Annotated in this window: 16 protein-coding genes; 7 read left to right on the top strand and 9 right to left on the bottom strand. The window is 73.0% G+C overall.

Annotated elements, in window-relative coordinates; genetic code table 11:
- Positions 1-9: 9 nt before the first annotated feature.
- Genes IEZ08_RS20445 through IEZ08_RS20455 form a run of 3 tightly spaced genes read right to left on the bottom strand, consistent with a single transcriptional unit; the run spans position 10 to position 1696 of the window.
- Positions 10-354 carry a VOC family protein gene (locus IEZ08_RS20445; protein ID WP_068926208.1) on the bottom strand — a complete coding sequence of 115 codons (345 nt, stop codon included), beginning with the start codon at positions 352-354 and terminating at the stop codon, positions 10-12.
- A 48-nt stretch (positions 355-402) separates the two neighbouring features.
- Complete coding sequence (locus tag IEZ08_RS20450; RefSeq protein WP_189242696.1) at positions 403-1137, bottom strand: SDR family NAD(P)-dependent oxidoreductase; 735 nt, start codon at positions 1135-1137, stop codon at positions 403-405.
- Position 1138: 1 nt separating this feature from the next.
- Entirely contained in the window at positions 1139-1696 is a 558-nt protein-coding gene (locus IEZ08_RS20455) for an SRPBCC family protein (protein ID WP_189242697.1), read from the bottom strand.
- 57 nt (positions 1697-1753) lie between these two features.
- Between IEZ08_RS20455 and IEZ08_RS20460 the strand changes: the two genes are divergently transcribed.
- Positions 1754-2230: a winged helix-turn-helix transcriptional regulator gene (locus IEZ08_RS20460; protein ID WP_068929098.1), complete on the top strand. Its 477-nt coding sequence runs from the start codon at positions 1754-1756 to the stop codon at positions 2228-2230.
- Between the two features lie 24 nt (positions 2231-2254).
- Here IEZ08_RS20460 and IEZ08_RS20465 read toward each other — a convergent pair whose 3' ends face one another.
- Positions 2255-3538: an alpha/beta hydrolase family protein gene (locus IEZ08_RS20465; protein ID WP_203863427.1), complete on the bottom strand. Its 1284-nt coding sequence runs from the start codon at positions 3536-3538 to the stop codon at positions 2255-2257.
- 86 nt (positions 3539-3624) lie between these two features.
- On the opposite strand from IEZ08_RS20465, the gene IEZ08_RS20470 reads away from it, so the two are divergent.
- Positions 3625-4155: a helix-turn-helix domain-containing protein gene (locus tag IEZ08_RS20470; RefSeq protein ID WP_189242699.1), complete on the top strand. Its 531-nt coding sequence runs from the start codon at positions 3625-3627 to the stop codon at positions 4153-4155.
- An 80-nt stretch (positions 4156-4235) separates the two neighbouring features.
- On the opposite strand, the gene IEZ08_RS20475 is transcribed toward IEZ08_RS20470, so the two are convergent.
- The 4 genes from IEZ08_RS20475 to IEZ08_RS20490 form a co-directional block, all read right to left on the bottom strand.
- Positions 4236-5036: a helix-turn-helix domain-containing protein gene (locus IEZ08_RS20475; RefSeq protein WP_268249348.1), complete on the bottom strand. Its 801-nt coding sequence runs from the start codon at positions 5034-5036 to the stop codon at positions 4236-4238.
- A gap of 75 nt (positions 5037-5111) precedes the next feature.
- The gene (locus IEZ08_RS20480; RefSeq protein ID WP_189242700.1) at positions 5112-6410 is read right to left on the bottom strand and encodes a phosphotransferase family protein; all 1299 of its coding nucleotides are present in this window, start codon (positions 6408-6410) and stop codon (positions 5112-5114) included.
- A 67-nt stretch (positions 6411-6477) separates the two neighbouring features.
- Positions 6478-8688 (bottom strand): accessory Sec system translocase SecA2, encoded by a 2211-nt coding sequence (secA2, locus tag IEZ08_RS20485; RefSeq protein ID WP_068926196.1) that lies wholly within the window; start codon positions 8686-8688, stop codon positions 6478-6480.
- A gap of 168 nt (positions 8689-8856) precedes the next feature.
- Positions 8857-10011 carry a PucR family transcriptional regulator gene (locus IEZ08_RS20490; protein WP_189242701.1) on the bottom strand — a complete coding sequence of 385 codons (1155 nt, stop codon included), beginning with the start codon at positions 10009-10011 and terminating at the stop codon, positions 8857-8859.
- A gap of 91 nt (positions 10012-10102) precedes the next feature.
- Between IEZ08_RS20490 and IEZ08_RS20495 the strand changes: the two genes are divergently transcribed.
- Positions 10103-11254, top strand: coding sequence for a lactate 2-monooxygenase (locus tag IEZ08_RS20495; RefSeq protein ID WP_141704215.1), 1152 nt, complete (start codon positions 10103-10105; stop codon positions 11252-11254).
- On the top strand, positions 11251-12042 hold the full coding sequence (locus tag IEZ08_RS20500) for a class II aldolase/adducin family protein (RefSeq protein WP_189242702.1): 792 nt from the start codon (positions 11251-11253) through the stop codon (positions 12040-12042). Before IEZ08_RS20495 ends, IEZ08_RS20500 begins: the two co-directional genes overlap by 4 nt.
- A 75-nt stretch (positions 12043-12117) precedes the next feature.
- Here IEZ08_RS20500 and IEZ08_RS20505 read toward each other — a convergent pair whose 3' ends face one another.
- Entirely contained in the window at positions 12118-13965 is a 1848-nt protein-coding gene (locus IEZ08_RS20505; protein ID WP_068926191.1) for an AfsR/SARP family transcriptional regulator, read from the bottom strand.
- A 279-nt stretch (positions 13966-14244) separates the two neighbouring features.
- Here IEZ08_RS20505 and IEZ08_RS20510 point away from each other — a divergent pair, with 279 nt between their 5' ends.
- Genes IEZ08_RS20510 through IEZ08_RS20520 form a run of 3 tightly spaced genes read left to right on the top strand, consistent with a single transcriptional unit; the run spans position 14245 to position 24277 of the window.
- Entirely contained in the window at positions 14245-17508 is a 3264-nt protein-coding gene (locus IEZ08_RS20510) for a non-ribosomal peptide synthetase (RefSeq protein ID WP_229803337.1), read from the top strand.
- Entirely contained in the window at positions 17505-23306 is a 5802-nt protein-coding gene (locus IEZ08_RS20515; RefSeq protein ID WP_068926189.1) for a non-ribosomal peptide synthetase/MFS transporter, read from the top strand. The genes IEZ08_RS20510 and IEZ08_RS20515 overlap by 4 nt, the downstream gene beginning before the upstream one ends.
- Complete coding sequence (locus IEZ08_RS20520; RefSeq protein ID WP_068926187.1) at positions 23303-24277, top strand: TauD/TfdA family dioxygenase; 975 nt, start codon at positions 23303-23305, stop codon at positions 24275-24277. The genes IEZ08_RS20515 and IEZ08_RS20520 overlap by 4 nt, the downstream gene beginning before the upstream one ends.
- Positions 24278-24279 lie beyond the last annotated feature (2 nt).

A 24279-nucleotide genomic window follows, 5' to 3' on the forward strand; every position in this document is an offset into this window, starting at 1 on the left:
GGCGGTGTCCTATGTGAACTGGATGATCTGGAGGTAGTTCCCGTCCGGGTCCGTGAACGTGCCGAAGCGTCCGGAGGGACGGTCCGCGACGGGAACGAGCCACTCCACGCCGGCCGCCCGCAGTTGTGCCTCGGCGGCGTCGAAGTCGTCGACGTGGAAGTTGAGGATCATCCGGCCCGGCTCGTTGTTCTTCACGTCGACGTCGTCGCGCCGGTCGATGACCAGCATGAGGCCGCCGAGCTGGATCGGCCCCTCGCCCTCGTGCTCCGGTGCGAGCACTCTGCGGTACCAGTCACGCAGTTCCGCGGGCCGGGTGGTGCCGAGCAGGATGCTGCCGGGTGTCAGCGTCGTCATCTGAGGTCTCCTCGTCGTCGTACGGAATCGGTTTCACGGGCCGGTGATTCACGCCTGTGATCCGGCGCGCCCGGCCGTCGCCATGGCGGCGTACTCGCGTTCCAGCGCCTTGGCCGGGCTGTTCCGCCAGCCGGCGGCCATGGTCTGTGACATGAGGTCGGGGAAGATGTCTTCCTCCTGGTTCTCCACGCCGTCGAAGATGGCTCGCGCGACCGATCCGGGCGAGGCCTTCGGGGCGTCGAACTCGCGGGACATGTCGGTGTCGGTCGGGCCGACGAAGACGGCATGGACCCGTACGCCCCGGCCGGCGAGAAGGGCCCGCTGCGACTGCGTCAGGGAGAACGCGGCCGCCTTCGAGATCGAGTAGGCCGGGATGATCGGCAGCGGGGCGAAGGCCGTCACGGACAGATTGTTGACGACGGCGCCGCGTGAACGGACCAGCAGAGGCAGGAAGGCCTGTGTCAGGTCGTGGACGCCGAAGAGGTTGACGGCGAGGTGACGTTCGAGCACGGCGCGGTCGCTGAGATCGTCGTAGGCCGCCGTGCCGGCGTTGTTGACGAGGATGTCGAGCGAGGACACCGGCCGGACGGCCTGCCGCAGCTGCGCCGCGTCGGTCACGTCGAGGAGCAGGGGGGTGACCCGTTCGTCCGGGTGGGTGAAGGGTTCACGCGTGCCGGCGTACACCCGGTGGGCGCCCCTGCGCAGGGCTTCCTCCAGCAGCGCCTGCCCGATGCCGCGGTTGGCGCCGGTGATCAGGACGGTCTTTCCCGTGATCGGGATCATGTCAGGCGCCGCTCGGGCCGGCATCGGCCAGGCCGGCGGCCTGAGGTGACCGCCTGGCGCGCAGCGCGGTGGCGGTGTCCTGATGGTCCGGAGCGTTCCCGTTCTCCTTCGGGTTCGGCCGGCCCTCCCCCTTGTCGATCAGATCGCGCAGGCTGCCGCTGATGTAACCGCCCCAGGCGTTGGAGCACACGTCGTAGCACTCGTACTGCGGAACCAGGCCCACGTGGGTGAAGCGGACCTCGGCGCCGCCGTCCCCGCCGGAGATCTCGAAGACGATCTCGGTGTCCTTCCACTCGGACTGGTCGTCGATGAAGTCGAAGTGGTTGTCCAGGACGAGCCAGGTGACCTTGCGTCCGGGCACGAGTTCCGTCACGCGGATCCGGCAGCGGTGGACGTCCTTGTAGTGGTAGTCGAACTCGCCCCCGACCTGGTCGGTGACGCCCTCGATCTCCTGTGACCACCAGCCGCGGACGTCGGTGACGGCCTCGAACGCCTCCTGGGGGGTCCGGTCCACGGTGAAGGCGATGGTGAAGTTCTGATCCCGATGAGCTTGCGTCATGCAAGCACCTTAAACTCAGGCGCTTGCATGACGCAAGCTCTAGTTAGAATGGGGCGCATGCTGGGGAAGACCTACGACTCGCAGGTGTGCTCGATCGCGCGCTCGCTGGAGGTGATCGGCGAACGCTGGAGCCTGCTGATCGTGCGCGACGCCCTGTTCGGGGGAGCCACCCGCTACAGCGACTTCCAGCGCAACCTCGGCATCGCGACCAACGTCCTCAAGTCCCGCCTCGACGGCTTCGTCGAGGCCGGGATCATGCGGCGCCACAGATACTCCGAGCAGCCCGAACTGCATGAGTACCTGCTGACCGAGAAGGGGCGGGCGCTCGCGCCCGCCCTGATCGCGCTCACCGAGTGGGGTGACCGGTGGGCGAGCGACGGGGAACCGCCGATCCTCTACACCCACTCGGTGTGCGGCGCCGGAATCACCCAGCAGGTGGTGTGCGCCCACTGCGGCCGCGTGGACGACCCGGCCGAGATCCGGGCCGTGATCGGGCCCGGCATGCCCCCCGAACGCGCATCGCGGAAGGCGTGACCCTCCGGCCTCGCGGAGCCGCCGTCAGGCCGGGCGCTCCGGCAGGCGCTCGGTGATCCAGTCCGTCACCAGGGTGAGGACCCCGGGGTCGATGGGCCTGCGGAGCTGCTGCTTGTAGGTGTTCAGGCCACCGGGGCCCGCCTCGCGGCGGAGCAGATGGGTCAGGTCGGGCACCCGGACGGTCGTGACGTCGTCGCCGCCCGCCGTGGCGGCGACGACGTCGAGGTCCGCGGGGTCGGTCTGGACGTCCTTGGCGCCGGTGACGGCCAGGACCGGGACGCGCAGCCCGCGCAGGAGCGGCCCGGGGTCGAAGGCGATGAACTCGCGGTGCCAGCGCGCGTTCACCTTGCGCCCCTGGATCCGGGCGACGTCGGTCGTGCTCGCCTTGAAGGCGGCGATGGCCTCGTCCTGCTTCTCGAACAGGTCGGTGCGGAGCACGCGGAGCATCACCCGGACCGGCGCGGGCAGATCGCCGGCGATCTGCCGGGCCTGCCAGCGCAGGGTCTCCTCGCCCGTCTTCGCCATGCCCGCCAGCAGCACGAGCCCGGCCAGGCCGTCCTGCTCCGCCGCGCCGACGGCGGTGGCGATGACGGCTCCCTCGCTGTGGCCCGCCAGGAACACCGCCGCCGGGTCGACCTCCGTACGGCCCCGGAGCCAGGACAGCGCGGCCCTCGCGTCGTCGATGTTGTCGTTCAGGCCCGCGCTGAGGAAGTCGCCCTGCGACTCCCCCACACCGCGCTTGTCGTAGCGGAAGGAGGCCACGCCGGCGCGGGCCAGGGCGTGCGCGAGGTCGCGGCTGACCCCGAGGGGCATGCGCTTGTGGTCGGCGTCCCGGTCCATGGGTCCCGAGCCCGTCATGATCACCACCGCAGGGTGCGGCCCCGGACCGGAGGGCAGGGCCAGCGTGCCGCCGAGGACCAGACCGCCGGAGCGGAAGGTGACGCGCTCCTCGGTGACCGGCGCGGGCAGGCCGGCCCACTCGCGGATGCGCCCGGCGAGCTCCGCCGCGTTCTCGTCGCTGACCAGCAGCTCGTCGTAGTCGGCCCCGTCCAGGGTCACCCGTACGGCGGGCACGTCCCGGTGGGCGACCACGAACGTCCGGCGGCCCGGGCTCCGCCAAGTCCCGATCTTGATCCGTCCCGGCAGGGCCAGGCCGGGGGAGCGCAGGCCGCGGGCGTGCGCCACCGCGTTCTCCACGACGGCGACCTCGCGGACCGCGGCGCGCGGCATACGGAGGTCGCCGTGCAGACCCGCGGCCTTCTCGCCCTGGCTGAGTGCCAGCACCAGCTCGCCCCCGGTGATCGTCATCGTCGCCATCGTGCTCCCTTTCCTTCGCTACCGGCCATGATTATTCTCATTTTTGAGATTGATGTCAAATATGAGAGTGTTAGGTCATGAAGACGACGGCTGATCTGCTCCTGCATCCGGTACGGCTCCGCATCGTCCAGGCGCTGCTGGGCGACCGCCGCATGACCACCGCGGCCCTCGCCGCCGAACTCTCCGACGTCTCCACCGCCACGCTCTACCGGCACGTCGCCACCCTGACCGACGCCGGGGTCCTGGAGGTGGTGGACGAGCAGCGGGTGCGCGGCGCGGTGGAGCGCACCTACGCGCTGCGCCTGTCCGCGGCCCAGGTCGCGGAGGAGGACCTGCTGGCGATGTCGCCGGAGGATCACCGGCGGGCGTTCATGGGGTTCGTGGCGGGGCTGCTCGCCGACTTCGACCGCTACACCGGGCGCGGGGACGTCGATCTGCGGCGGGACGGCGTCGGATACCGCCACGCCGCGCTGTGGCTCTCCGACGAGGAACTGGCCGAGTTCGCCGCCGACCTCCGGCGGGTGGTGGAGGCCAGGGCCGGCCACGGCCCCGGGGACGGCCGGGTCAGGAGGATCTTCACCACGGTGCTGATGCCGTCCACTCCGTGACCGTCCGAGGCGGGTGACGGTCCGGAGTGCGTGAGGGTCCGGTGGGCTCTCGGCCGGAGCGGGTGAGAGCCCGGGGGCTCTCAGTCGGGGTGGTGCTGGTGCTGCAGGTAGGCGGCCGTCTCGGGGTTCGCCGGGAAGTAGGCCTCGATGGCGAGCTCGGCCACGGTGATGTCCATGGGATGGCCGAAGGTGGTCATCGTGCTGAAGAAGACCAGCTCACGATAGCCGCGGCGGAGCCGGAGCGGGATCACGATCTGTCCCGGACCCGGGCTGATCTCGGGCTCCGGTTGGTCGCACGGATAGTCGTCGAGCTCCCGCCAGAGCGCGGTCAGGTCGGGATCGGCGGTCAGGCTGATCTGATGGCGGAGCCGGTGGAGGAGGTGCGCCCGCCATTCGCCCAGGTTGAGGATGCGGTGGGCCATGCCCCGGGGGTGCAGGCTCAGCCGGAGCACGTTGACCGGGGGTTCGAGCAGCTCGGGCGCGACGCCGCGGAGCAGCAGCCCGGTTGCGGAGTTGCGGTCCACGAGGTTCCAGCGCTGGTCGACGACCACGGCGGGGTACGGCTGGTGCCCGCTCAGCACCTGGCCCAGCGCCTCCCGGACCGAGACCATCTCCGGGGAGTTCAGCGGGGTCTCGGCGTAGACCGGGGCGAACCCGCCGGCGAGCAGGAGCCGGTTGCGCTCACGCAGGGGCAGGTCGAGTTCGTCGGCGAGGTGGAGGATCATGCTCCGGCTCGGTTTGGACCGGCCCGTCTCCACGAAGCTCAGATGACGGGTGGAGATGTCGGCCTGGATGGAGAGGTCCAGCTGGCTCATCCTGCGCCGTTCCCGCCACTGGCGCAGCAGCTCGCCGACTGGCCGGTTTCCGCTCGCGGTGGTCACGCAACCCACGATAACCAACGGTGATCGACGTAACCATTACCGCTTATGTAATGAAGATGATGATGTGAGGCTCCGTCAGGCGAGGTGGGCGGACTCCAGCGCCGCGCGGATCTCGACCGCCGGGTCGCCCTCGTGGTAGATCCGCTCGCTGGTCTCGATGCCGTCGAGGAATTCCTGGTAGCGCACGGCGTACATCAGATGGGCCAGCGGTTCGGCCAGCGCCAGCGCCCTGACCGGATCGGAACCCGGCACGCGCGCCGACCAGGCGGAGATCCACGCCTGTTCCCGCTCCGTCCGGTGGGGGCCGGGCCGGAAGTCCCGCACGCGCAGGCCGTCCAGCACGGGATGCCCGATGTGGCTGTCGGCGAAGTCGACGACGGCCGAGCGGAGCCCGCCGGAGCGCCAGTTGCCGGAGTGGAAGTCGGCGTGCACGAGCGTGTCCGGCAGGCCGCACTCCTCGATCGCGGAGATCCGCGCGGGCAGCGCGTCGGCCAGCCGCCACGCCGCCGAGAGCTCGTCCCCGGTCAGCCCGGCCGCCGCCTCACCGTCCAGCAGCCCGCGCACCCGCCCGGCCAGGACCGGCAGCCGCCGGTCGGGCAGCCCCTCGGGGACTCCGGCCGGGTGTCCCGCGGGTGCCGTCCGCGTCGCGCCCGGGTGTTCCGCGGGTGCCGTCCGCGCCGTCTCCACGTGTACGGCGAGCGCGGCCTGCGCCGCGACCCAGCGGCCGATCACCGTCCGGATCACCTCCGGGGAGGCGTCCCAGCAGTCCTCTCCGGGCACGTGCTCCAGCAGGGTCCAGCCCCGTCCCGGTTCCGCCGCCACGACGCCGGGCACGATCCCCGGGTCCACGCCCGCGACCAGGCCGATCGCGCTCGCCTCCGGCGTGGCGAACTCCGGGGTCGTCTTCAGCCACGCCGGACCGGCGGAGGTGGGGATGCGGAACAGTCCCGCCAGGTTCCAGGTCTTGATCTGCCGCACCGCCCCGGTCACCGGCCGGTCCGCCGCACCGAGCGACGCGCGGGCCCACTCCAGCGCCTCCCGCAGTCCGGCGGCGGTCGCCCAGCCGGCCCGCCGGGCAGCGGGACGGAACAGGTCCCCGTGATCGGACGGAGGCGGGCCGAGAAGGCCGCCGCGCGGCCGCTCGAAGGCCTCGACGTGGTAGGTGACGTGCCCGTCCCTGGCACCCTCCCCGCCGTCGACGCCGATCAGGCGCAACACCATGACCGGCACGCCGAGGGCCGCCGTCAGGTGCGCGACGACCGACTCGGCCTCCGCCCACCAGGGGATGTCCAGCGCGAAGGGGCCGAAGGTCCCCAGGCATTCGTCTCCCGCGGTCACCACCGCGCCGGCCGTACGGCCCCGCACCCGATCCATCCCGCAAGTCTCTCCGCTCACCTGCGGCGACGGCGAACGATTATCCGCGCCCGCCCCGCCCCCACGGTCAGCGGCGGCGGATCTTGGATGCGAGGCGGCCGGCGATGCGCTCCCACTCGCTGCCGAAGGGGTTGTCCTGGACGAGGTAGGTCCAGGTGGCGGTGGGGCGCTTCAGCCCCTCCTCATCGAGGTCGAGACCGCCGGCGGTGACCGGGGCGGACCCGAAGGTCGCCACCGAGCGGGACTCGATCTCGGCGAGCAGGCGCTGGTAGGCGGTCACGGCCTCCTTGTGGAACTCGTCGAGGGGGCTGGCGCGGCCCAGCACGCGCAGGTGGATGCCCTCACGCACCTCGGCCAGGTGGGCCAGGTGCTCCGACCAGCAGCGGTCGAGATGGAAGAGCACGACCTGCCGGGCGGAGGCGTGCGCCGCCTCCTCGCCCGCCGCCTCGACCAGCTCGGCCCACCGCTCGGGGAGCGCCGCCGCCATGGCGTCCCCGGCGGTCCGGTCGCGCAGGACCCGGCCGCGGCGCTCCAGGACCTCGTCCCGCTGGCGTTCCAGCAGCCGGGTGTAGCGCCAGGTGTTGCGGTGGATCTGGGCGTTGACGCCCTCGGCGACGCGCTGGGCGTGCGCGACGAGCCGCTGGGTGGGCACCCCCGAGGTGTACTCGTCGGAGACGTAGTGGGTGATCAGGTCGTCCTCGCCGCTCACGAAGAAGACCGAGCCGCCGGGGTCGCCCTGCCGCCCGGCGCGCCCGCGGAGCTGGTCGTCCAGGCGGCTGCTGGTGTGCCGGCCGGAGCCGATGACGTACAGCCCGCCGAGGTCGTCGACTCCCTCGCCGAGCCGGATGTCGGTGCCGCGCCCGGCCATCTGGGTGGAGACGGTGATCGCCCCGCGTTCCCCGGCCGCGGCGATGATCGACGCCTCCTCGGCGTCGTTCTTGGCGTTGAGCACGACGCACTCCAGGCCCCGGCCGGACAGGTTCAGGGCGAGCCGCTCGGACTCGGCCACGTCGAGGGTCCCGACCAGGATCGGCCGGCCGGTGGAGTGCGCCTCGACGATCTCCTCGACCAGCGCCCGGTCCCGGTCCATGGCGAACTCGAACAACCGGTCCGGCGCGTCCTCGCGGACGATCGGCCGGTTCGGCGGGACGGCGGCCACCTTCAGGCCGTAGAACTCGCGCAGCTCGTCGCCGACGGCCACGGCCGTGCCGGTCATGCCGCACCGCTCGGGATAGCGGGTGATCAATCCCTGGACCGTGATGGAGTCGAGGATCTCGCCGGTCTCCGAGGCCGGCAGCGCCTCCTTGGCCTCGACCGCCGCCTGCAGGCCGTCCGGCCAGCGCTGCAGCAGCGCCACCCGGCCCCGGGACGGGTTGATCAGGTGGACCCTGCCGTCCCGCACGATGTAGTCGACGTCCTTGGTCAGCAGGGCGTGGGCGTGCAGGGCGAGGCTCACCTCGGCCAGGGTCGCGGGTTCGTTGTAGAGCTCGACGTCCAGCGCCCGCTCGACGGTGTCGATGCCCTTGGAGGTGAGGTGGACGTTGCGCCTCTGGTCGTCGGCCTCGTAGTGGTACCCGCTGACCAGCTGCCGGACCAGCGCCGCCATCTCGGGCACCGCGTCACCCGGGTCGGTCGCCCCGGCCAGCACCAGCGGCACCCGGGCCTCGTCCACCAGCACCGAGTCGGCCTCGTCCACCAGCGCGACCTCCGGCGGGGGCACGACGATGTCGGCCACGTCGGTGCGGAGCCGGTCGCGCAGCACGTCGAAGCCGATCTCGCTGACCGACCCGTACGTCACGTCCCGGGAGTACGCCTCACGGCGCTCCTGCGGGGTGGAGGTCTGGTCGATCCAGCCGACCGAGACGCCCAGCGCGGTGTAGAGCGGCTCCATCCACTCGGCGTCGCGGCGGGCCAGGTAGTCGTTGACGGAGATCACATGGACCCGCCGGCCCCGCAGCGCGTATCCGGCGGCGGCGATGGCCCCGGACAGGGTCTTGCCCTCGCCGGTGGCCATCTCGGCGACGTTGCCGGACAACATGGCGAGCGTGCCGACCAGTTGCACGTCGTACGGGCGCAGCCCGAGGGTCCGGTCGGCGGCCTCGCGTGCGATCGCGCAGAACTCCGCCAGGTCGTCCATCGAGGGGGCGGGCAGCTCCGCGAGGCCCTTCAGGCGCTCCTCGTGGGCCCGGGCCGCCGCCACGACCCGCTCGTACGGGGTCAGGTCGACGGATCCGGGGCGTTCCAGGAACCGCCTGATGCGCTGCTTTATCGAGGCCACGTTCCCTCCAACGCCCGCTTGCGGGACTGCGTTCCCGCGGTGTTCCCCGGCGCTGTTCCCGTGGTGTTCCCCGGTGCTCCCGCGCCGCGTTCCACGGTGTTCCCGCCGTCCGTCCACCGTACCGGCCGGAATGGATCACGCTCACGGCGGAGTCCCGGCCGGGGAGGGTCAGGGCAGGACGCGCAGGGTCTCCAGGGCGACGAACAGCTCGGCGGCCTCGCGGGGGTCCTCGAAGCGGCGGCCGGTCAGCGACTCCAGGCGGGCGAGCCGGTAGCGCACGGTGTTGCGGTGGCAGAACAGCGCCCCGGCCGTGCGCGCCGTCGAACCGCCCGCCGCGAACCACGCGTGCGCGGTGCCGAGCAGCGTGTCCCGGTCCTCCCGGGGCAGCCCCAGGACCGGGCCGAGGAGCCGCCGGGCCAGGTCGCCGGCCGTCTCGGGGCTGCTGGCGACCAGGGTGGCGACCGGGCGGTCGCCGTACCGGGAGATCCCGTCCTCGCCGGGCGGGACGGCGGCCAGCGCGAGCCGGGCCAGGCGCAGGGCGGAGGCGGTCTGCGAGATCTGCGTGTACGGCGGGCTGATCCCGAACCGGCCGGGCGGCGGATCGGCCAGGAGCGGGTCGGACGCGCCGGACAGAGCAGACGGGGAGGACGAGGCAGGCAGCAGGGCGGACGGGGAGGACGGGGAGGGCAGGGAGACGACGGCGAGGCGCTCGCCGGGCAGCTCGCGCCAGACGGTGTGGCCGGGCAGCCGGGGCTGCGCCGCCGTCTCGGCGGCCAGGACGTGGAAGCGGCCCCGCTGGGGCAGGCCCAGGGCGTCCGCGCTCTCCAGGATGCGGGCGTGGTCGGCGCCCAGGAGGGCGTCGAAGAGCAGGTCGCGGTCGCGGCGGGCGCGCAGCTCACGCTCGGCCTCGACCTCGTGGTAGGTGCTGCGCACCGCCTCGGAGTAGTCCTCCAGCCCGAGCCAGAGCTCGCTGACGCTCTCCAGCAGCACCGCCCGCACCCGTTCGTCGGCCGCCGTGACGAAGCTCTCCCAGATGAACAGGGTGCCGACCCGGTAGCTGTGCAGCAGCGCGGCCAGCGGCACGCCCTGCAGCGCGCGGCGGCGGGCGTTGTCCCGGACCGTGTCCAGTTCCATCGGGCCCTCGCCGGCCAGGTGGGTGTAGATCCCGCGCAGGTGGCGGACGCACACGGCGGTCAGGTCCTCCGGCGGGACGACCGCCAGCTCCGCCTCGGCCGCGCGGATCCGCCGGGCCAGCTCCCCGGCCAGCTCGTCCACCCGGCCGAGCAGGTGCCGGCTGAGCGCCGCGAAGTCGGGATGTGCCACGGAGCCGATTGTGCCACCGCACAAAAGAACCGAATGTGATTCGCGTCGGCGGACCGTGGACACGCCACGCCGCGGGGGTCACTCTGGACCCGTGGCGTTCTCCGATTATCAGTATGAGATCTACCTCGGCGGCCTGGCCGGGCAGCGTCCGCCGTACCCGGTCGGCGTGGCCGATCTCGAACGGACCGCCCGGGAGCGGCTCGACCCCGGGGCCTACTGGTACGTCGCCGGCTCGGCCGGGACCGGCGCGACCGACCGGGCCAACCGCGAGGCGTTCGGCCGGTGGCGGATCGTGCCCAGGATGCTGCGCGACGTCTCGGTCCGGGACCTGAGCGTCGAGCTGTTCGGCACGACCTACCCGGCTCCCCTCGCCCTCGCCCCGATCGGCGTGCAGTCGATTGTGCACCCGCACGGCGAGCTGGCGACCGCCCGCGCCGCCGCCTCGCTCGGCCTGCCCACGGTGCTCAGCACCGCCTCCTCCCACACGCTGGAGGAGGTCGCCGAGGCGGGCGGACCCCGCTGGTACCAGCTGTACTGGCCGCACGACGACGAGGTCACCCTCAGCCTGCTGGAGCGCGCCCGCAAGAGCGGTTACGACACCCTGGTGGTCACCCTCGACACCTGGACCCTGGCGTGGCGCCCCAACGACCTCGACCGCGCCTACCTGCCGTTCCTGCGCGGGACCGGGCTGGCGATCCCGCTGTCCGACCCGGTGTTCCGGTCGCGGCTGGCCCGGCCGGTGGAGGAGGATCCGGACGCGGCGATCATGCAGTGGGTGCCGATGTTCAACGGCCGCGCGCACACCTGGGACCAGCTGCCGCTGCTGCGCGACAACTGGGACGGGCCGATCGTCCTGAAGGGCGTCCAGCACGTGGACGACGCCCGCCGCGCCGCCGACGCGGGCATGGACGGCGTCGTCGTCTCCAACCACGGCGGCCGGCAGGTGGACGGCGCGCTGGCCTCCCTCGACGCGCTCGCGCCGGTCGTGGCGGCCGTCGGCGACCGGCTGACCGTGCTGTTCGACTCGGGCGTGCGCACCGGGTCCGACGTCGTCAAGGCCCTCGCCCTGGGGGCGCGGGCCGTACTCCTCGGCAGGCCGTACGTATGGGGTCTGGCGAACGGCGGCGAGGCCGGTGTGCGCCACGTCCTGCGAAGCATCCTGGCCGACCTCGACCTCACCCTCGGGCTTGCGGGTTTCCGCACGCCCGCCGACCTCGACCCTTCCGTACTGGAGCGCGCATGAGCCTGTCCGACCTGAAGCCCGTCCCCGCCGACCAGCTCACCTTCCGGATGCCGCCGGCGTTCGCGACCGTGGAGGAGGAGCGGCGGCACCGCAAGGAGCGCCTGACCGCCGCCCTGCGCCTGTTCGGCCGGTTCGGCTTCGAGGAGGGCGTGGCCGGTCACATCACCGCCCGCGACCCCGAGCACACCGACCACTTCTGGGTGAACCCGTTCGGGATGTCCTTCAAGCAGATCAAGGTCAGCGACCTGATCCTGGTCAACCACGAGGGCCAGGTCGTCGAGGGCCGCCACCACGTCAACCAGGCCGCGTTCGCCATCCACGCGATGGTCCACCAGGCCCGCCCCGACGCGGTCGCCGCCGCCCACTCGCACTCGGTGCACGGCAAGGCGCTGTCGTCTCTGGGCACGCTGCTGGAGCCGCTGACCCAGGACGCCTGCGCCTTCTACGAGGACCACGGCCTGTTCGACGACTACACCGGCGTCGTCCTGGAGACCGAGGAGGGCCGGCGCATCGCGGCGGCGCTCGGCTCCCACAAGGCCGTCATCCTCCGCAACCACGGCCTGCTGACCGTGGGCGACAGCGTCGACGCCGCCGCCTGGTGGTTCATCACCATGGAGCGCAGCTGCCAGGCGCAGCTGCTGGCCAAGGCCGCCGGTCCCACCGTCGCGATCGAGCACGAGAACGCCAAGCTCACCCACGGGCAGATCGGCAACGACTTCGTCGGCTGGGTCAACTTCCAGCCCCTGTACGACCAGATCGCCGCCTCCGACCCCGACCTGTTCGACTGACGGCCCCGGCCTTCCCGGACGGGCGGCCCCGGCCTGCCCGGCTGAGCGACCCCCGGCCCGTCCGGATGGGCGGCCTCAGCCGGGCCGCAGGACGAACAGGCGCGTCAGGTCGTCCATGCGGTAGCACGGCCGCCCGGAATGATCGACGTCCGCCGTGACGAGCCAGAGGTCCACCAGGGCCTCCAGGTGCTCCTCGGCGGCGGCCGAGGTCAGACCGTAGGCGGCGGCCACGGTGCCGACGGTGAACTCGTCCGGCCCCCGGCGGGCCAGCCGCTCCAGCGTCTGCCGCACGTCCGGCCGCAGCCGCGCGTAGCCCTGGCGCAGCGCGTCCCGCACGTCCAGGTCGGCGACGCTCAGCTCGTCCAGACGGCGGTCCTCCTCGCGCAACGCCGCCGCCAGCCGGGCCAGCGGCCAGCGCGGCCGGGCGGCGAGCCGGGCGCCGCAGATGCGCACCGCCAGGGGCAGCCGATCGCACAGCCGGACCAGCTCGGTCGCGGCCTCGGGCTCGGCGTTCACCCGCTCGTGCCCGATGACGGCGGCCAGGAGTTCGACGGCGTGGTCGGTGTCGAGCCGGTCCAGGTCGACGATCCTCACCCCGCCGACGCCCACCAGCCGCGGCCGCCCCGTGACGATCACTCCGCAGGACGGCGACGCGGGGAGCAGCGGCCGTACCTGCGCCTCTCCCTCGGCGTCGTCCAGCACGATCAGCACGCGCCGGTCGTTGGTCAGGCTGCGGTACAGGGCCGCGCACTCGGCCGGGTCGTCCGGGACCGCCGCCCCCGGCACCCCGAACGCCCGCAGGAACCTGCCCAGGACGCGGATCGGCGGCTCGGGGGCGGAGCCGCTGCCGCGCAGGTCGGCATAGAGCAGGCCGTCGGGATAGACCGGCGCCAGCCGCTGGGCGGCGTGCACGGCCAGGGCGGTCTTGCCGACGCCGGGAGGACCGGTGACGGCGGCGATCGGCGTGGCCGCCGGTCCCCGGCCGGTCGGCGGCCCGCCCAGGTGGTCCAGGAGCGCGGCCGTCTGCTTCTCCCGTCCGGTGAAACCGGCGACGTCGGCGGGGATCTGGTGGGGGACGACGGGATGACCCCACCCGTCCCCGGGCGGCCGTTCCGGCGCCGTGCCGCCGGAGGGCGGGAGCGGTACGGAGCCTCCCGTCATGTCCGGGGGATCCTGGTTGAGGACGGCGAGGTAGGCGCGCTGCGCGTCCGCGCTGGGCGCGATGCCCAGTTCGTCGGCGAGGCGGGAGCGCAGGCGCTCGTACTCCATCAGGGCCTCGGCGGGACGCCCGCAGGCGGCGTACAGCTCGATCAGGCGGGTGTGCAGCGGCTCGTCGAACGGCCGCATCCTGGCCAGGGCGCGGATCCTCGGCAGCACCAGTTCGGGGACCCGCGCCGGTACGGCCAGCAGGGCCAGCCTCCGCAGGCACGCGGCGTGGTCGTCGTCCAGCGCCCGTGCCGCGGAGTCCTGCCGCACCCCGTCCGGGGCGCCGTCGAGCACGGGCCCGCGCCACTGGTCGAGCGCGGCCATCAGCGTCGTCAGCCGCAGGTGGGGATCGGCGGTCTCGACGTCGGCGGCCATCGCGGCGCGGAAGCGGGCCGCGTCGACGAGGCGGTCGGGCAGCAGCAGCCGGTAGCCGCCATCGGCGTGCTCGACCCGGGCGACCGGGCCCACCCGCTCCCGCAGCCAGGCGCGCAGCCGCGACACGGCCGTGCGCAGGGCCGTCGTACTGCCGGTGCCGTGGCCCCACACCTGCTCCAGCAGGCGCGCCTCGGGTACGAGCTCGCCGTTGTGCAGCAGCAGCACCGCCAGGATCATCCGCGGGTGGGGAGCGGGCAGCGACAGGGGAGTCGCCTCGCTGCAGACCCGGAGCGGACCGAGGATCTGGAAGTCGTACGCGGGAACAGTCGTGTCGACCGTCATGTCCGTTCCTTCGCGAGAGTCGCTTGAGCCGCCCGTACGTCTTGCGCAAAAGATCGACCTACGCCATATATGGCGATGTTTGCGGACATTGCAATCGTACGGCCAATGATCCGAAATCTCGCCCCTTTAACGTTTCGTGTATCAGCGAGCCGTCAGTCGTGCGCGAGGGCGTAACACACCCGGCGGGGGTTTCGGATGGGGCGCAACATGCGGCGGCCGTGTGATCCGCCGGACCGGCGTCATCTCCCCGCAGACCCGCCCAGGAACAAGGCAGGAACGATGACCGACGACATGATCGGCGATATGACCGGTGGCGTGACCGGTGATGAATGGGAGGCTCCCGCCTCCTTCGGGCAGGAGCGGATCTGGCTGGCCGGGCAACTCGACCCGGACTCGCCGGTGTTCAACCTGCCGTTCCCGTTCGACCTGCCGTACCCGCTGGAGGCGGACCAGGTCGTCGGCGTGCTGCGGGCACTCGTCGACCGGCACGAGGTGCTGCGCACCTCCTTCCGGCTGCGCGACGACACCCTGCGTCAGGTGGTGCACTCGCAGGCCGTACCGGACGTACGGGTGCACGACCTGCGAGGACTGCCGGCCGCGGAGCGCGGGCGGCGGGCCATGGAACTGGCCCGGGCCGCCGCCGCCGGCTCCATCCCCACCGACCGGGCCCCGCTGCTGCGGGCCCTGGCCGTGCGGACCGAGGACGACTTCTGGACGGTGACACTCGTCGTCCATCACATCGTCTCCGACGCCACCTCGGCCGTCATCCTCTCCAGGGAGATGTTCGAGCTGTGCGAGGCCGCCCTGGCCGGCCGGCCGGCCGAGCTGCCCGAGCCGCCCATCCAGTACGCCGACTACGCGATCTGGCAGCGCGAGCAGCTGACGGGGGAGGCGCTGCGGGAGCAGACCGCCTACTGGAAGGCGCGGCTGGCCGGGCTGCCGGCCGTGCACTCCCTGGCCACCGACCGGCCCCGGCCGGCCCGGCTGCGCTACGACGGCGGCGAGGTCCGCTTCACCCTTCCCCTGCCGGTGCGGGAGCGGGCCGAGACGGTGGCGCGCGAGGCGAAGGCGACCCCGTTCATGGTGTTCCTGACGGCCTACATCGCGCTGCTGTCCAGGATGTCCCGTGACGACGACATCGTGGTCGGGGTGACCCTGAGCGGCCGGGACCTGCCGGACGTCGCCGAACTGATCGGCATGTTCATCAACCAGGTGGTGGTACGGACCGACACTTCGGGCGACCCGGCCTTCGCCGAGCTGCTCGACCGGGTCCGCGACACCGTGCTCGACTCCATGGAGTACGGCCGGGTCCCGTTCCAGGCGGTCGTCGAGGCCGTCGCGCCGCGCCGGGACCCGGGGGTGCAGCCCCTGTACCAGATCGGCTTCAACTACATCCCCGACTCCGGCATCGAGGCCGTCCCCTACACCACCTCCAAGGACGACCTGGCGATCGACCTGACCTCGGACGTCAGCCGGCTGCTGTACCGCGCGGACCTGTTCGACCACGCCACCGCCGAGGCGTTCGCCTCCCGCTATCTGCGGGTGCTGGCCGCGGCCGTGGACGACCCGGGGATCCGGCTCGGCGATCTGCCGGTGCTGGAGGAGTCCGAGCGGGAACGGCTGCTCGCGCCCGCCGTCCCGGCGTACGAACCCACCACGGTGCACCGGATGGTGCGGGAGCAGGCCGCGCGCACACCGGAGGCGGTCGCCGTGGCCGCGGGCGGGCGGCGGCTGACCTACGCGGAGCTGGAGGAGGCCGCCGAGCGGGTGGCCGGGCGGCTGCGCCGGGCGGGCGTCGGACCGGAGTCGCTGGTCGCGGTCTACGCCGGCCCCTGCCTGGAACTGCTGCCCGCCCTGCTCGGCGTGTGGCGGGCAGGGGCGGGATACCTGCCGGTGGATCCGGGTTACCCGGCCGAACGGGTGGCGTACCTGCTGGCCGACTCGGGCGCCGCGGTGGTGCTCACGCACAAGTATCTGACGGGTACGGCGGAGCTCGCCGGGACGACCGTCCTGGCGATCGACGATCCCGCCGAGTGGGCGGTGAAGCCGCCGGACCCCGCGCTCCGGAGCGAGGCCCCGGCAGAGGGCCGGAGCGAGGCCCGGGGAGAAGCAGGACCCGGAAACGTCGCCTACGTCATCTACACCTCGGGCTCGACCGGGACCCCCAAGGGCGTCGTGGTCGAGCACGCCTCGGTCGCCGCCTACCTGTCCTGGGCGGGCGGCGCCTACCCCGGCCTGGCCGGGCAGGCGCTGCTGCACTCGCCGATCACGTTCGACCTGACCGTGACCGCGCTGTTCGGGCCGCTCACCGTCGGCGGGACCGTACGGCTGGCCGCTCTCGACGAGACCCTCACCGCGGCCGACCGCCCGGCGTTCCTCAAGGCCACCCCCAGCCACCTGACGCTGCTGGCGGCGCTGCCCGAGCACGCGGCCCCCACCGCCGACCTGGTACTCGGCGGCGAGGCGCTGCCCGCGGCCGCGGTCGTCGCCTGGCGCGAGCGGCACCCCGGTGTCACGGTCGTCAACGAGTACGGTCCCACCGAGGCGACCGTCGGATGCGTCGCGGCGCACGCCGGGCCGGGAGAGGAACTGCCCACCGGTCTGACGGGTTCGGCCGTCATCGGCCGCCCGGTCCCGGGCACCGCCGCCTACGTGCTGGACGGCCGGATGCGCCCGGTGGCCACCGGGGTCGTCGGCGAGCTGTACATCGCCGGTCCCCAGGTCACCCGCGGCTACCTGAACCGGCCCGGCGCCACCGCCGCCGCCTACGTCCCGTGCCCCTACGGGCCGCCCGGCGGGCGGATGTACCGCACCGGCGACCTGGCCCGCCGCCGCGCGGACGGGAACCTGGAGTTCCTGGGCCGGGTGGACGACCAGATCAAGCTGCACGGCCACCGCATCGAGCCCGGTGAGATCGAGGCGGTCCTGCGCGCCCAGCCCGGGGTGCGCGAGGCCGCGGTCCGCCTGTACGCCGAAACCGCCGAAACCGCCGGAGCCGCCGGTGTCCCGGGTGCTCCCGGCGCCGCGGGCACCGCCGACAGCGCGCGGCTCGTGGCCTACCTGGTCGGGGAGGCCGATCACCGGGAGGTGGGCGAGGCGCTGGCCGCCGTCCTGCCCGCGCACATGCTCCCCTCCGCCTACGTCACCCTCGACGCCCTTCCCCTGACCGCCAACGGCAAGCTGGACCAGGCCGCGCTCCCCGCGCCGGCCGCGGACGACAGGCCCGGGACCGGATACGTCGCGCCGCGCACCGCGGCGGAGGAACTGGTGGCGGAGGTGTTCGCCGAGCTGCTCGGCGTGGAGCGCATCGGCGTCCACGACGACTTCTTCGAGGCGGGCGGCAACTCCCTGCTGGGGATCCGGGCCATGGCGAGGATCCGCCGGCAGGTCGAGGTCGACCTCCCGGTGCGGGGACTGTTCTCCTACGCCACCGTCGCCGACCTCGCGGCCGAGATCGAGCGGCGGCTCACCGAGGACCTCGACAGCCTCAGCGACGAAGACGTCGAGCGGATGCTCGCGCAGGAAGGCGATGCCCAGGCATGACGACACCCCCGCGGATCTCTCCTCCGCCCTCCTCCGCATCGCCTCCCCCGGCTTCCTCCGGACCCGATCCGGCGACCCCCGCGGCATCCCCTCCGGAGTCCCCGGCGGCCTCCTCGGCGACCTCTGCGGCGGCCCGCCGGGCGCTGCTGGAACGGCGCCTGCGCCGGCGCGTGTCCACGACCGTCACACCCCGCCCCGAGGGGACCGCTCCGCCCCTGTCCTACCAGCAGGAGCGGGTCTGGTTCATGGAGCAGTTCGCGCCGGGGACCGATCAGTACAACATCCCGATCCCGATGCGGCTGACCGGGCCGCTCGACGTCGAGCTGCTCGACCGGGCCCTGCAGTCGCTCCCGGTCCGGCACGAGGCGCTGCGCATGCGCTTCCCCGCCGACGGCGACGGCAGCCCGTGCGTCGTCGTCGAGCCCGCCGTCGCGGTGCCGCTGCGCGTCACGCAGGCCGCCGGCGAGGACGAGGCCCGGGCGCTGGCCACCGCCTTCGCGAGCGAGCCGTTCGACCTGGCGCAGGGGCCGCTGCTGCGCGCCCTGCTCGTCAGGATCACCGACGACGACCACCTGCTGCTGGTCAGCACCCACCACATCGTCGGTGACGGGTGGTCGGTGGACCTGTTGCTGCGCGATCTCGCCGCGGCCTACCACGGCCTGCGCTCCGGCACCGGGGCCGTGCTCCCCGAGCAGCCCATCTCCTACGGCGACTTCGCGCACTGGCAGCGGACCACCCAGGCCGGCGCCGAGCTGGAGCGGCAGCTCGCCTTCTGGAGCGAGCGGCTGGCCGGGGTGCCGGCCCTGGAGCTGCCCGGGGACCGGCCCCGGCCCGCCGTACAGGTCTTCGACGGAGACCGGCACCTCGTCGAGACCGACGCGGAACTCACCGCCGCGCTGAACCGGTTCTCCCGAGAGCGCGGCGCGACCCTGTTCATGACGTTGCTGGCCGCCTACCAGGTGCTGCTGGCCCGCCACTCCGGCCAGGACGACTTCGCCGTCGGCTCCTCCTCGGCCGGCAGGTCGCTGCCGGAGCTGGAGAACGTGGTCGGCATGTTCATCAACATGCTGCCGATGCGGGCGCGGCTCGGCGACGACCCCACCTTCGAGGAACTGCTCGAACGCACCAAGGTGAGCGTGCTCGACGCCTTCGACCACGCGGAGGTGCCCTTCGAGAAACTGGTCAACGCGCTGGGCGTGCCCCGGGACGTCAGCCGGCCGCCGGTCTTCCAGGCGATGTTCGCGCTGCAGAACTACCGCATGGGCCGGATCGACGAGGCCGGGCGGTCGGACCTGGACATCACCTGGCTGCCCACGGACCTGCGCGCCACCCGCTTCGACATCGAGCTGCACGTCATCGAGGTGTCCGACAGGCTGGTGGTCAAGTTCGTCTACAACACCGCGCTGTTCGACGAGGTGACCGTACGCGGGATCACGGCCAGGTTCGTCGCCCTGCTGCGCTCGATCGTCGCCGACCCCTCCGTGCGCGCGTCCGAGCTGCCGATGCTGGACGCCGAGGAGCGGGCGCTGCTGGAGGCGTGGAACGACACCGCCGTCGACTGGGACGCCGCCGACGGCGGAAAGGCCGGTGGCGAGGAGACGGCCGGCGGAGAGACGATCGGCGGACAGACGGCCGGTGGGGAGGGGACGCTGCACGGCCTGGTCGAGAGGCAGGCCGCCCGCACCCCCGACGCGGTCGCCGTGACCTTCGAGGGCCGTCACCTGACCTACCGGGAGCTGGACGAGCGGGCCGGCCGGGTGGCGCACCGGCTGCGCGGCCTGGGCGTGGGACCGGAGACCCTGGTCGGCGTCTACGCCGAACGCTCGGCCGAGCTCGTGGTCGCCCTGCTGGGCGTGCTCAAGGCGGGGGCGGCCTACCTCCCGCTCGACCCCGAGTACCCCGCCGACCGGCTGGCGTTCATGATCTCGGACGCGGGCGCGCCCGTGGTGCTGACGCAGGGACGGCTGCGGGCGACCCTGCCGGCGACCGACGCGATCGTCCTGGACCTGGACGACTCCGAGGAGTGGAGGGAACGCCCCGGTGAGGAGCGGGAGGATCCCGGGGACGGGCCGCGTCCCGGGGCCGTCCCGGGCAACGCCGCCTACGTGATCTACACCTCGGGCTCGACCGGCCGTCCCAAGGGCGTGCCCAACACCCACCGCGGCATCGTCAACCGGCTGCGCTGGATGCAGTCCGCCTACCGGCTGGGCGCCGGTGACGTCGTGCTGCAGAAGACCCCCGCCGGATTCGACGTGTCGGTGTGGGAGTTCTTCTGGCCGCTGCTGACCGGGGCCCGGCTGGTGCTCGCCCGGCCGGGCGGGCACAAGGACGCGGCGTACCTGCGGGACCTCATCATCGCGGAGGGCGTGACCACCGCCCACTTCGTCCCCTCCATGCTGGCGGTGTTCCTCGCCGACGACGAGGAGGCCGCGGCACGCTGCGGCACGCTGCGCCGGGTGATCTGCAGCGGCGAGGAGCTGCCCGTCGCCACCGCCGCCGCGTTCGTCGCGGCCCTGCCCGGCTGCGAGCTGCACAACCTGTACGGTCCCACCGAGGCCGCCGTCGACGTCACCTCCTGGCACTGCACCCCGGAGGCCGTCGCCCGGGCGGCCACGCTGCCGATCGGCGCCCCGATCGCCAACATCCGGCTCCACGTCCTGGACCGGCGCGGGAACCCCGCCCCGGTCGGCGTTCCCGGGGAGCTGCACATCGGCGGGGTCGGTGTGGCCAGGGGCTACCACCGCCGCCCCGCACTGACCGCCGAGCGGTTCGTGCCCGACCCGTTCGGCCCCGAGCCGGGCGGGCGGCTGTACCGCACCGGTGACCTGGCCCGCTGGCGGCACGACGGGAACCTGGAGTTCCTGGGCCGGATCGACCACCAGGTGAAGCTGCGCGGCCTGCGCATCGAGCTCGGCGAGATCGAGACGGCGCTGCGCGAGCGGCCCGAGGTCGCCGAGGCCGTCGTCGTGGTCCGCGAGGACACCCCGGGCGACAAGCGGCTGGTGGCCTACCTCACTCCCGCCGCCCAGGACGCCGGCCCGGACGCCGGCCCGGACGCCGGCCCGGACACCGGCCGGGACATCGACGCCGCCGAGCTGCGGGCCGCGCTCAAGCTCACGCTCCCCGACTACATGGTGCCCGCGGCCTTCGTCACCCTGGACGCGCTGCCGCTGTCGCCCAACGGCAAGCTGGACCGCGCCGCGCTGCCGGCCCCGAAGGCGCGACGGGAGGCGTCCACCGAACCGGTCGAGCCCACGACCGGGACCGAGCGCATGCTGGCCGCGATCTGGGCCGAGGTGCTCGGCGTGGAGCGCATCGGCATCCACGACGACTTCTTCGACGCGGGCGGTCACTCCCTGCTCGCCACGCAGGTGGTGGCCCGCATCCGCAAGGCCTCCGACGGCTCGGGGCGCCCGGTCGGCGTCATGGACCTGTTCCAGAACCGCACGATCGCCGAGCTGGCCGTCTTCATCGACGGCGGCCAGGACGCGGCCGACGGGCCTCCGCCGCTGCTGTACGAGCTGACGCCCAAGGGACGCCCCCGCACCCTGTCGCTGGTCTGCGTGCCGTACGGCGGCGGCAGCGCGATCGTCTACCAGCCGCTGGCCGACGCCCTGCCCGAGGGCACCGCGCTGTACTCGGTGGCCATCCCCGGCCACGACGTGGGACTGAGCGAGGAGGCGCTGCCCTTCCACGAGCTGGTGGAACGGCTCGCGGCCGAGATTCTCGAAGGGGTGCGGGGCCCGCTGGTCCTGTACGGCCACTGCGGCGTCGGCAGCGCCATCACGGTCGGCGTGGCGCGGCGGCTGGCCGAGCAGGGCCGCGACGTCGAGGCGGTCTACATCGGGGCGATGTTCCCCTTCGCCCGGCTGAAGGGCGTCGTGGGCTCGTGGCAGACCCGGATCGAGAAGCTGCGCAACAACCGTCAGTACGCCAACTGGCTCAAGGGGATGGGCGTCGACACCGACGACCTCGACCCGGAACAGGCCGACCGGATCATCGGCAACATGCGGGCCGACTCCCGCGCCGCCGAGGAGTACTTCACCACGTTGCTCGACCAGCGGGCGGAGCCGATCCCCGCGCCGATCATCTCCGTGGTCGGCTCGGAGGACCCGGTCACCGACTACTACGCCGAGCGCTACCGCGAGTGGGAGTTCATCACCGACACCACCGGCCTGGTGGTGCTCGACCGGGCGGGCCACTTCTTCCTCAAGCACCGGGCGGAGGAACTGGCTGAGATCGTCACGGGCGTGCACCCCGCGATGGCGCGGCACGAGACCGCCGAGTACGACATCGCCCGGCGTGGTGTCGACGCCCCCTGGGCCCTGCACGCCGTGCACTACCCCGGCGACCCGGCGGCGGGCCCGCCGGGGGATTCCGGGAACCCGGCCGCACCCGCGGGCAAGCCCCCGGTGCAGCCGAGTACCGCGAGGTTCGCCGTGGTCACGGTCGGGCAGCTGGTGTCGTCGATCGGTTCGGCGCTGACCGGTTTCGCCATCCCGGTGTGGCTGTTCGACCGCACCGGGTCGGTGGCCGACCTCGGCCTGCTCTGGGCGCTCGCGCTGGTCTTCGGCGTCGTGACGCTCCCGTTCGCCGGTCCGCTGATCGACCGCTTCGACCGGCGGGCCGTGCTGATCGCGGCCAGCGGCGTCTCGGGCGCCATCCAGCTCGTCCTCACGCTGCTGCTGTGGACGGGAGGGCTGGACCTGGTGGCCGTCTACGTGATGCTGCCGCTGAACTCGATGGCCGGGACGTTCCAGCGCCTGGCCTTCCAGGCGGCGGTGCCTCAGCTCGTCCCCAAACGTTATCTGGGACACGCGGCGGGCCTGGCCCAGCTCGGCAACGGCTTCGCGATGCTGTTCGCGCCCCTGGCGGGCGCCGGTCTGTACGTCGCGATCGGCCTGCCCGGCATCCTGGCCATCGACGTGGTCAGCTACCTGTTCGCCGTCGTGGTGCTGCTGGTGGTCCGCTTCCCCGACCTGATGGGCTGGCGTCCCCGCGAGCCGCTGCTGACCGCGATCGGCGAGGGCATGCGCTACTCGTGGAACCTCCGCGGGTTCCGCTACATGATCATCTATTTCGGCGTCGCGAACATCTTCCTGGCCCCGGCGCTGGTGCTGACGGTCCCGCTGACGCTCTCCTTCGGCACGGTCGACAACGTCGCCCACGTGGCGATAGCGGAGGCGCTGGGCGCGACGGCCGGCGGGATCGCGATGGCGCTGTGGGGCGGCCCCCGGCGGCGCCGGATGGTCGGTGTGCTCCTGGGCAACCTGGGGACCGCGGCCGGGTGCCTGATCATGGGCCTGCGCCCGTCCCTGGCGGTGGTCGCCTTCGGAGCCTTCTGGCTGGGCACGGCCATGTCCGTCTCCCAGGGCATCTACGTGACGCTCGTCCAGGTCAAGGTGCCGCAGCGCTTCCACGGCCGGGTGCTCGCGCTCAACCAGGCCATCTCCTGGTCCACCCTGCCGATCGGGTTCGCCGTGCTGGCCCCGCTGGCCACGTCCCTGTTCGATCCCCTGCTGCGACCGGACGGGGTGCTGGCCGGCTCCGTCGGCGCGGTCCTGGGCACCGGCGAAGGGCGGGGCGTCGGCCTCACCTACGTCGTCTTCGCGCTGGTGATGGCCTCCATCACCGCCTGCGCGTTCGGCGTGCGGCTGCTGCGCGACTTCGACACCGAGGTGCCCGACTCGCTCCCCGACGACCTCGTCGGCATCCAGGAACGGCAGCGCCGCCTGGAGAACCTCCGCAACGACCCGGCGGTCCCGGCGGACCGCCATCCCATCAAGGAGACCCGATGACAGGCGTCATCCCCGCGGACCCGCCCCGGCTCGGACCGGTGACCGGGCGTCTCGACGGCAACGAGCACACCAGCCTGGCGGTGTACGAACTCGGGCCGGACATCACCGACCACATGGGCTGGGCGAAGACCCACCGCGACGGCATCCGGGCGGTGCTGGGCACGCGGGGCGCGGTGCTGCTGCGCGGCCTGCCGGTGGACCTGGAGCTGTTCGACGGGATCGTCCGGGCCGTCGGCGGCGACCCGCTGCCGTACACCGAGCGCTCCACCCCGCGCACCTCGGTCACCGAGGCCATCTACACCTCCACCGAGTACCCCGCGGACCAGTCGATCCCCATGCACAACGAGAACTCCTACTCCGACTCCTGGCCCGGTCTCCTGTTCTTCTTCTGCCAGATCGCCGCGGCCGCGGGCGGGGCCACCCCGATCGCCGACAGCCGCTCCGTGCTGCGCCTGATCCCGGCCGAGGTGCGCGAGCGGTTCGCCGGCGGCGTCGTGTACGCCAGGGCGTTCCGGGAGGGGCTCGGCCTGTCGTGGCAGGAGGCGTTCCAGACCGGCGACCAGGCGGCGGTCGAGGCGTACTGCGCGCGCCACGGGCAGAGCTTCCAGTGGACCGAGGACGGCCTGCGCACCAGGCACCACCGGCCCGCCGAGCAGACCGAGCCGCACGCGGGGGAACGGGTCTGGTTCAACCAGGCGAACCTGTTCCACGCCTCCAGCCTCGACGAGGAGGTCCTGGAGGCGCTGCTGTCGCTGTACGACGAGGCCGACCTGCCCCGGCACGCCTACCTGGGCGACGGCTCCCCGATCGACCCCGCCGACCTGGCCGCGATCAAGGCAGCCTACGACGAGGCGTCCTTCTCCTTCCCCTGGAGGCCCGGGGACCTGATGGTGATCGACAACATGCTCTGCGCCCACGGCCGCGCGCCGTTCACGGGCGAGCGCCGGATCCTGGTCGCGATGACGGCCTGACA

The sequence above is a fragment of the Planobispora rosea genome, from assembly GCF_014648175.1.
In the GTDB taxonomy this organism is placed as follows: Bacteria; Actinomycetota; Actinomycetes; order Streptosporangiales; family Streptosporangiaceae; genus Planobispora; species Planobispora rosea.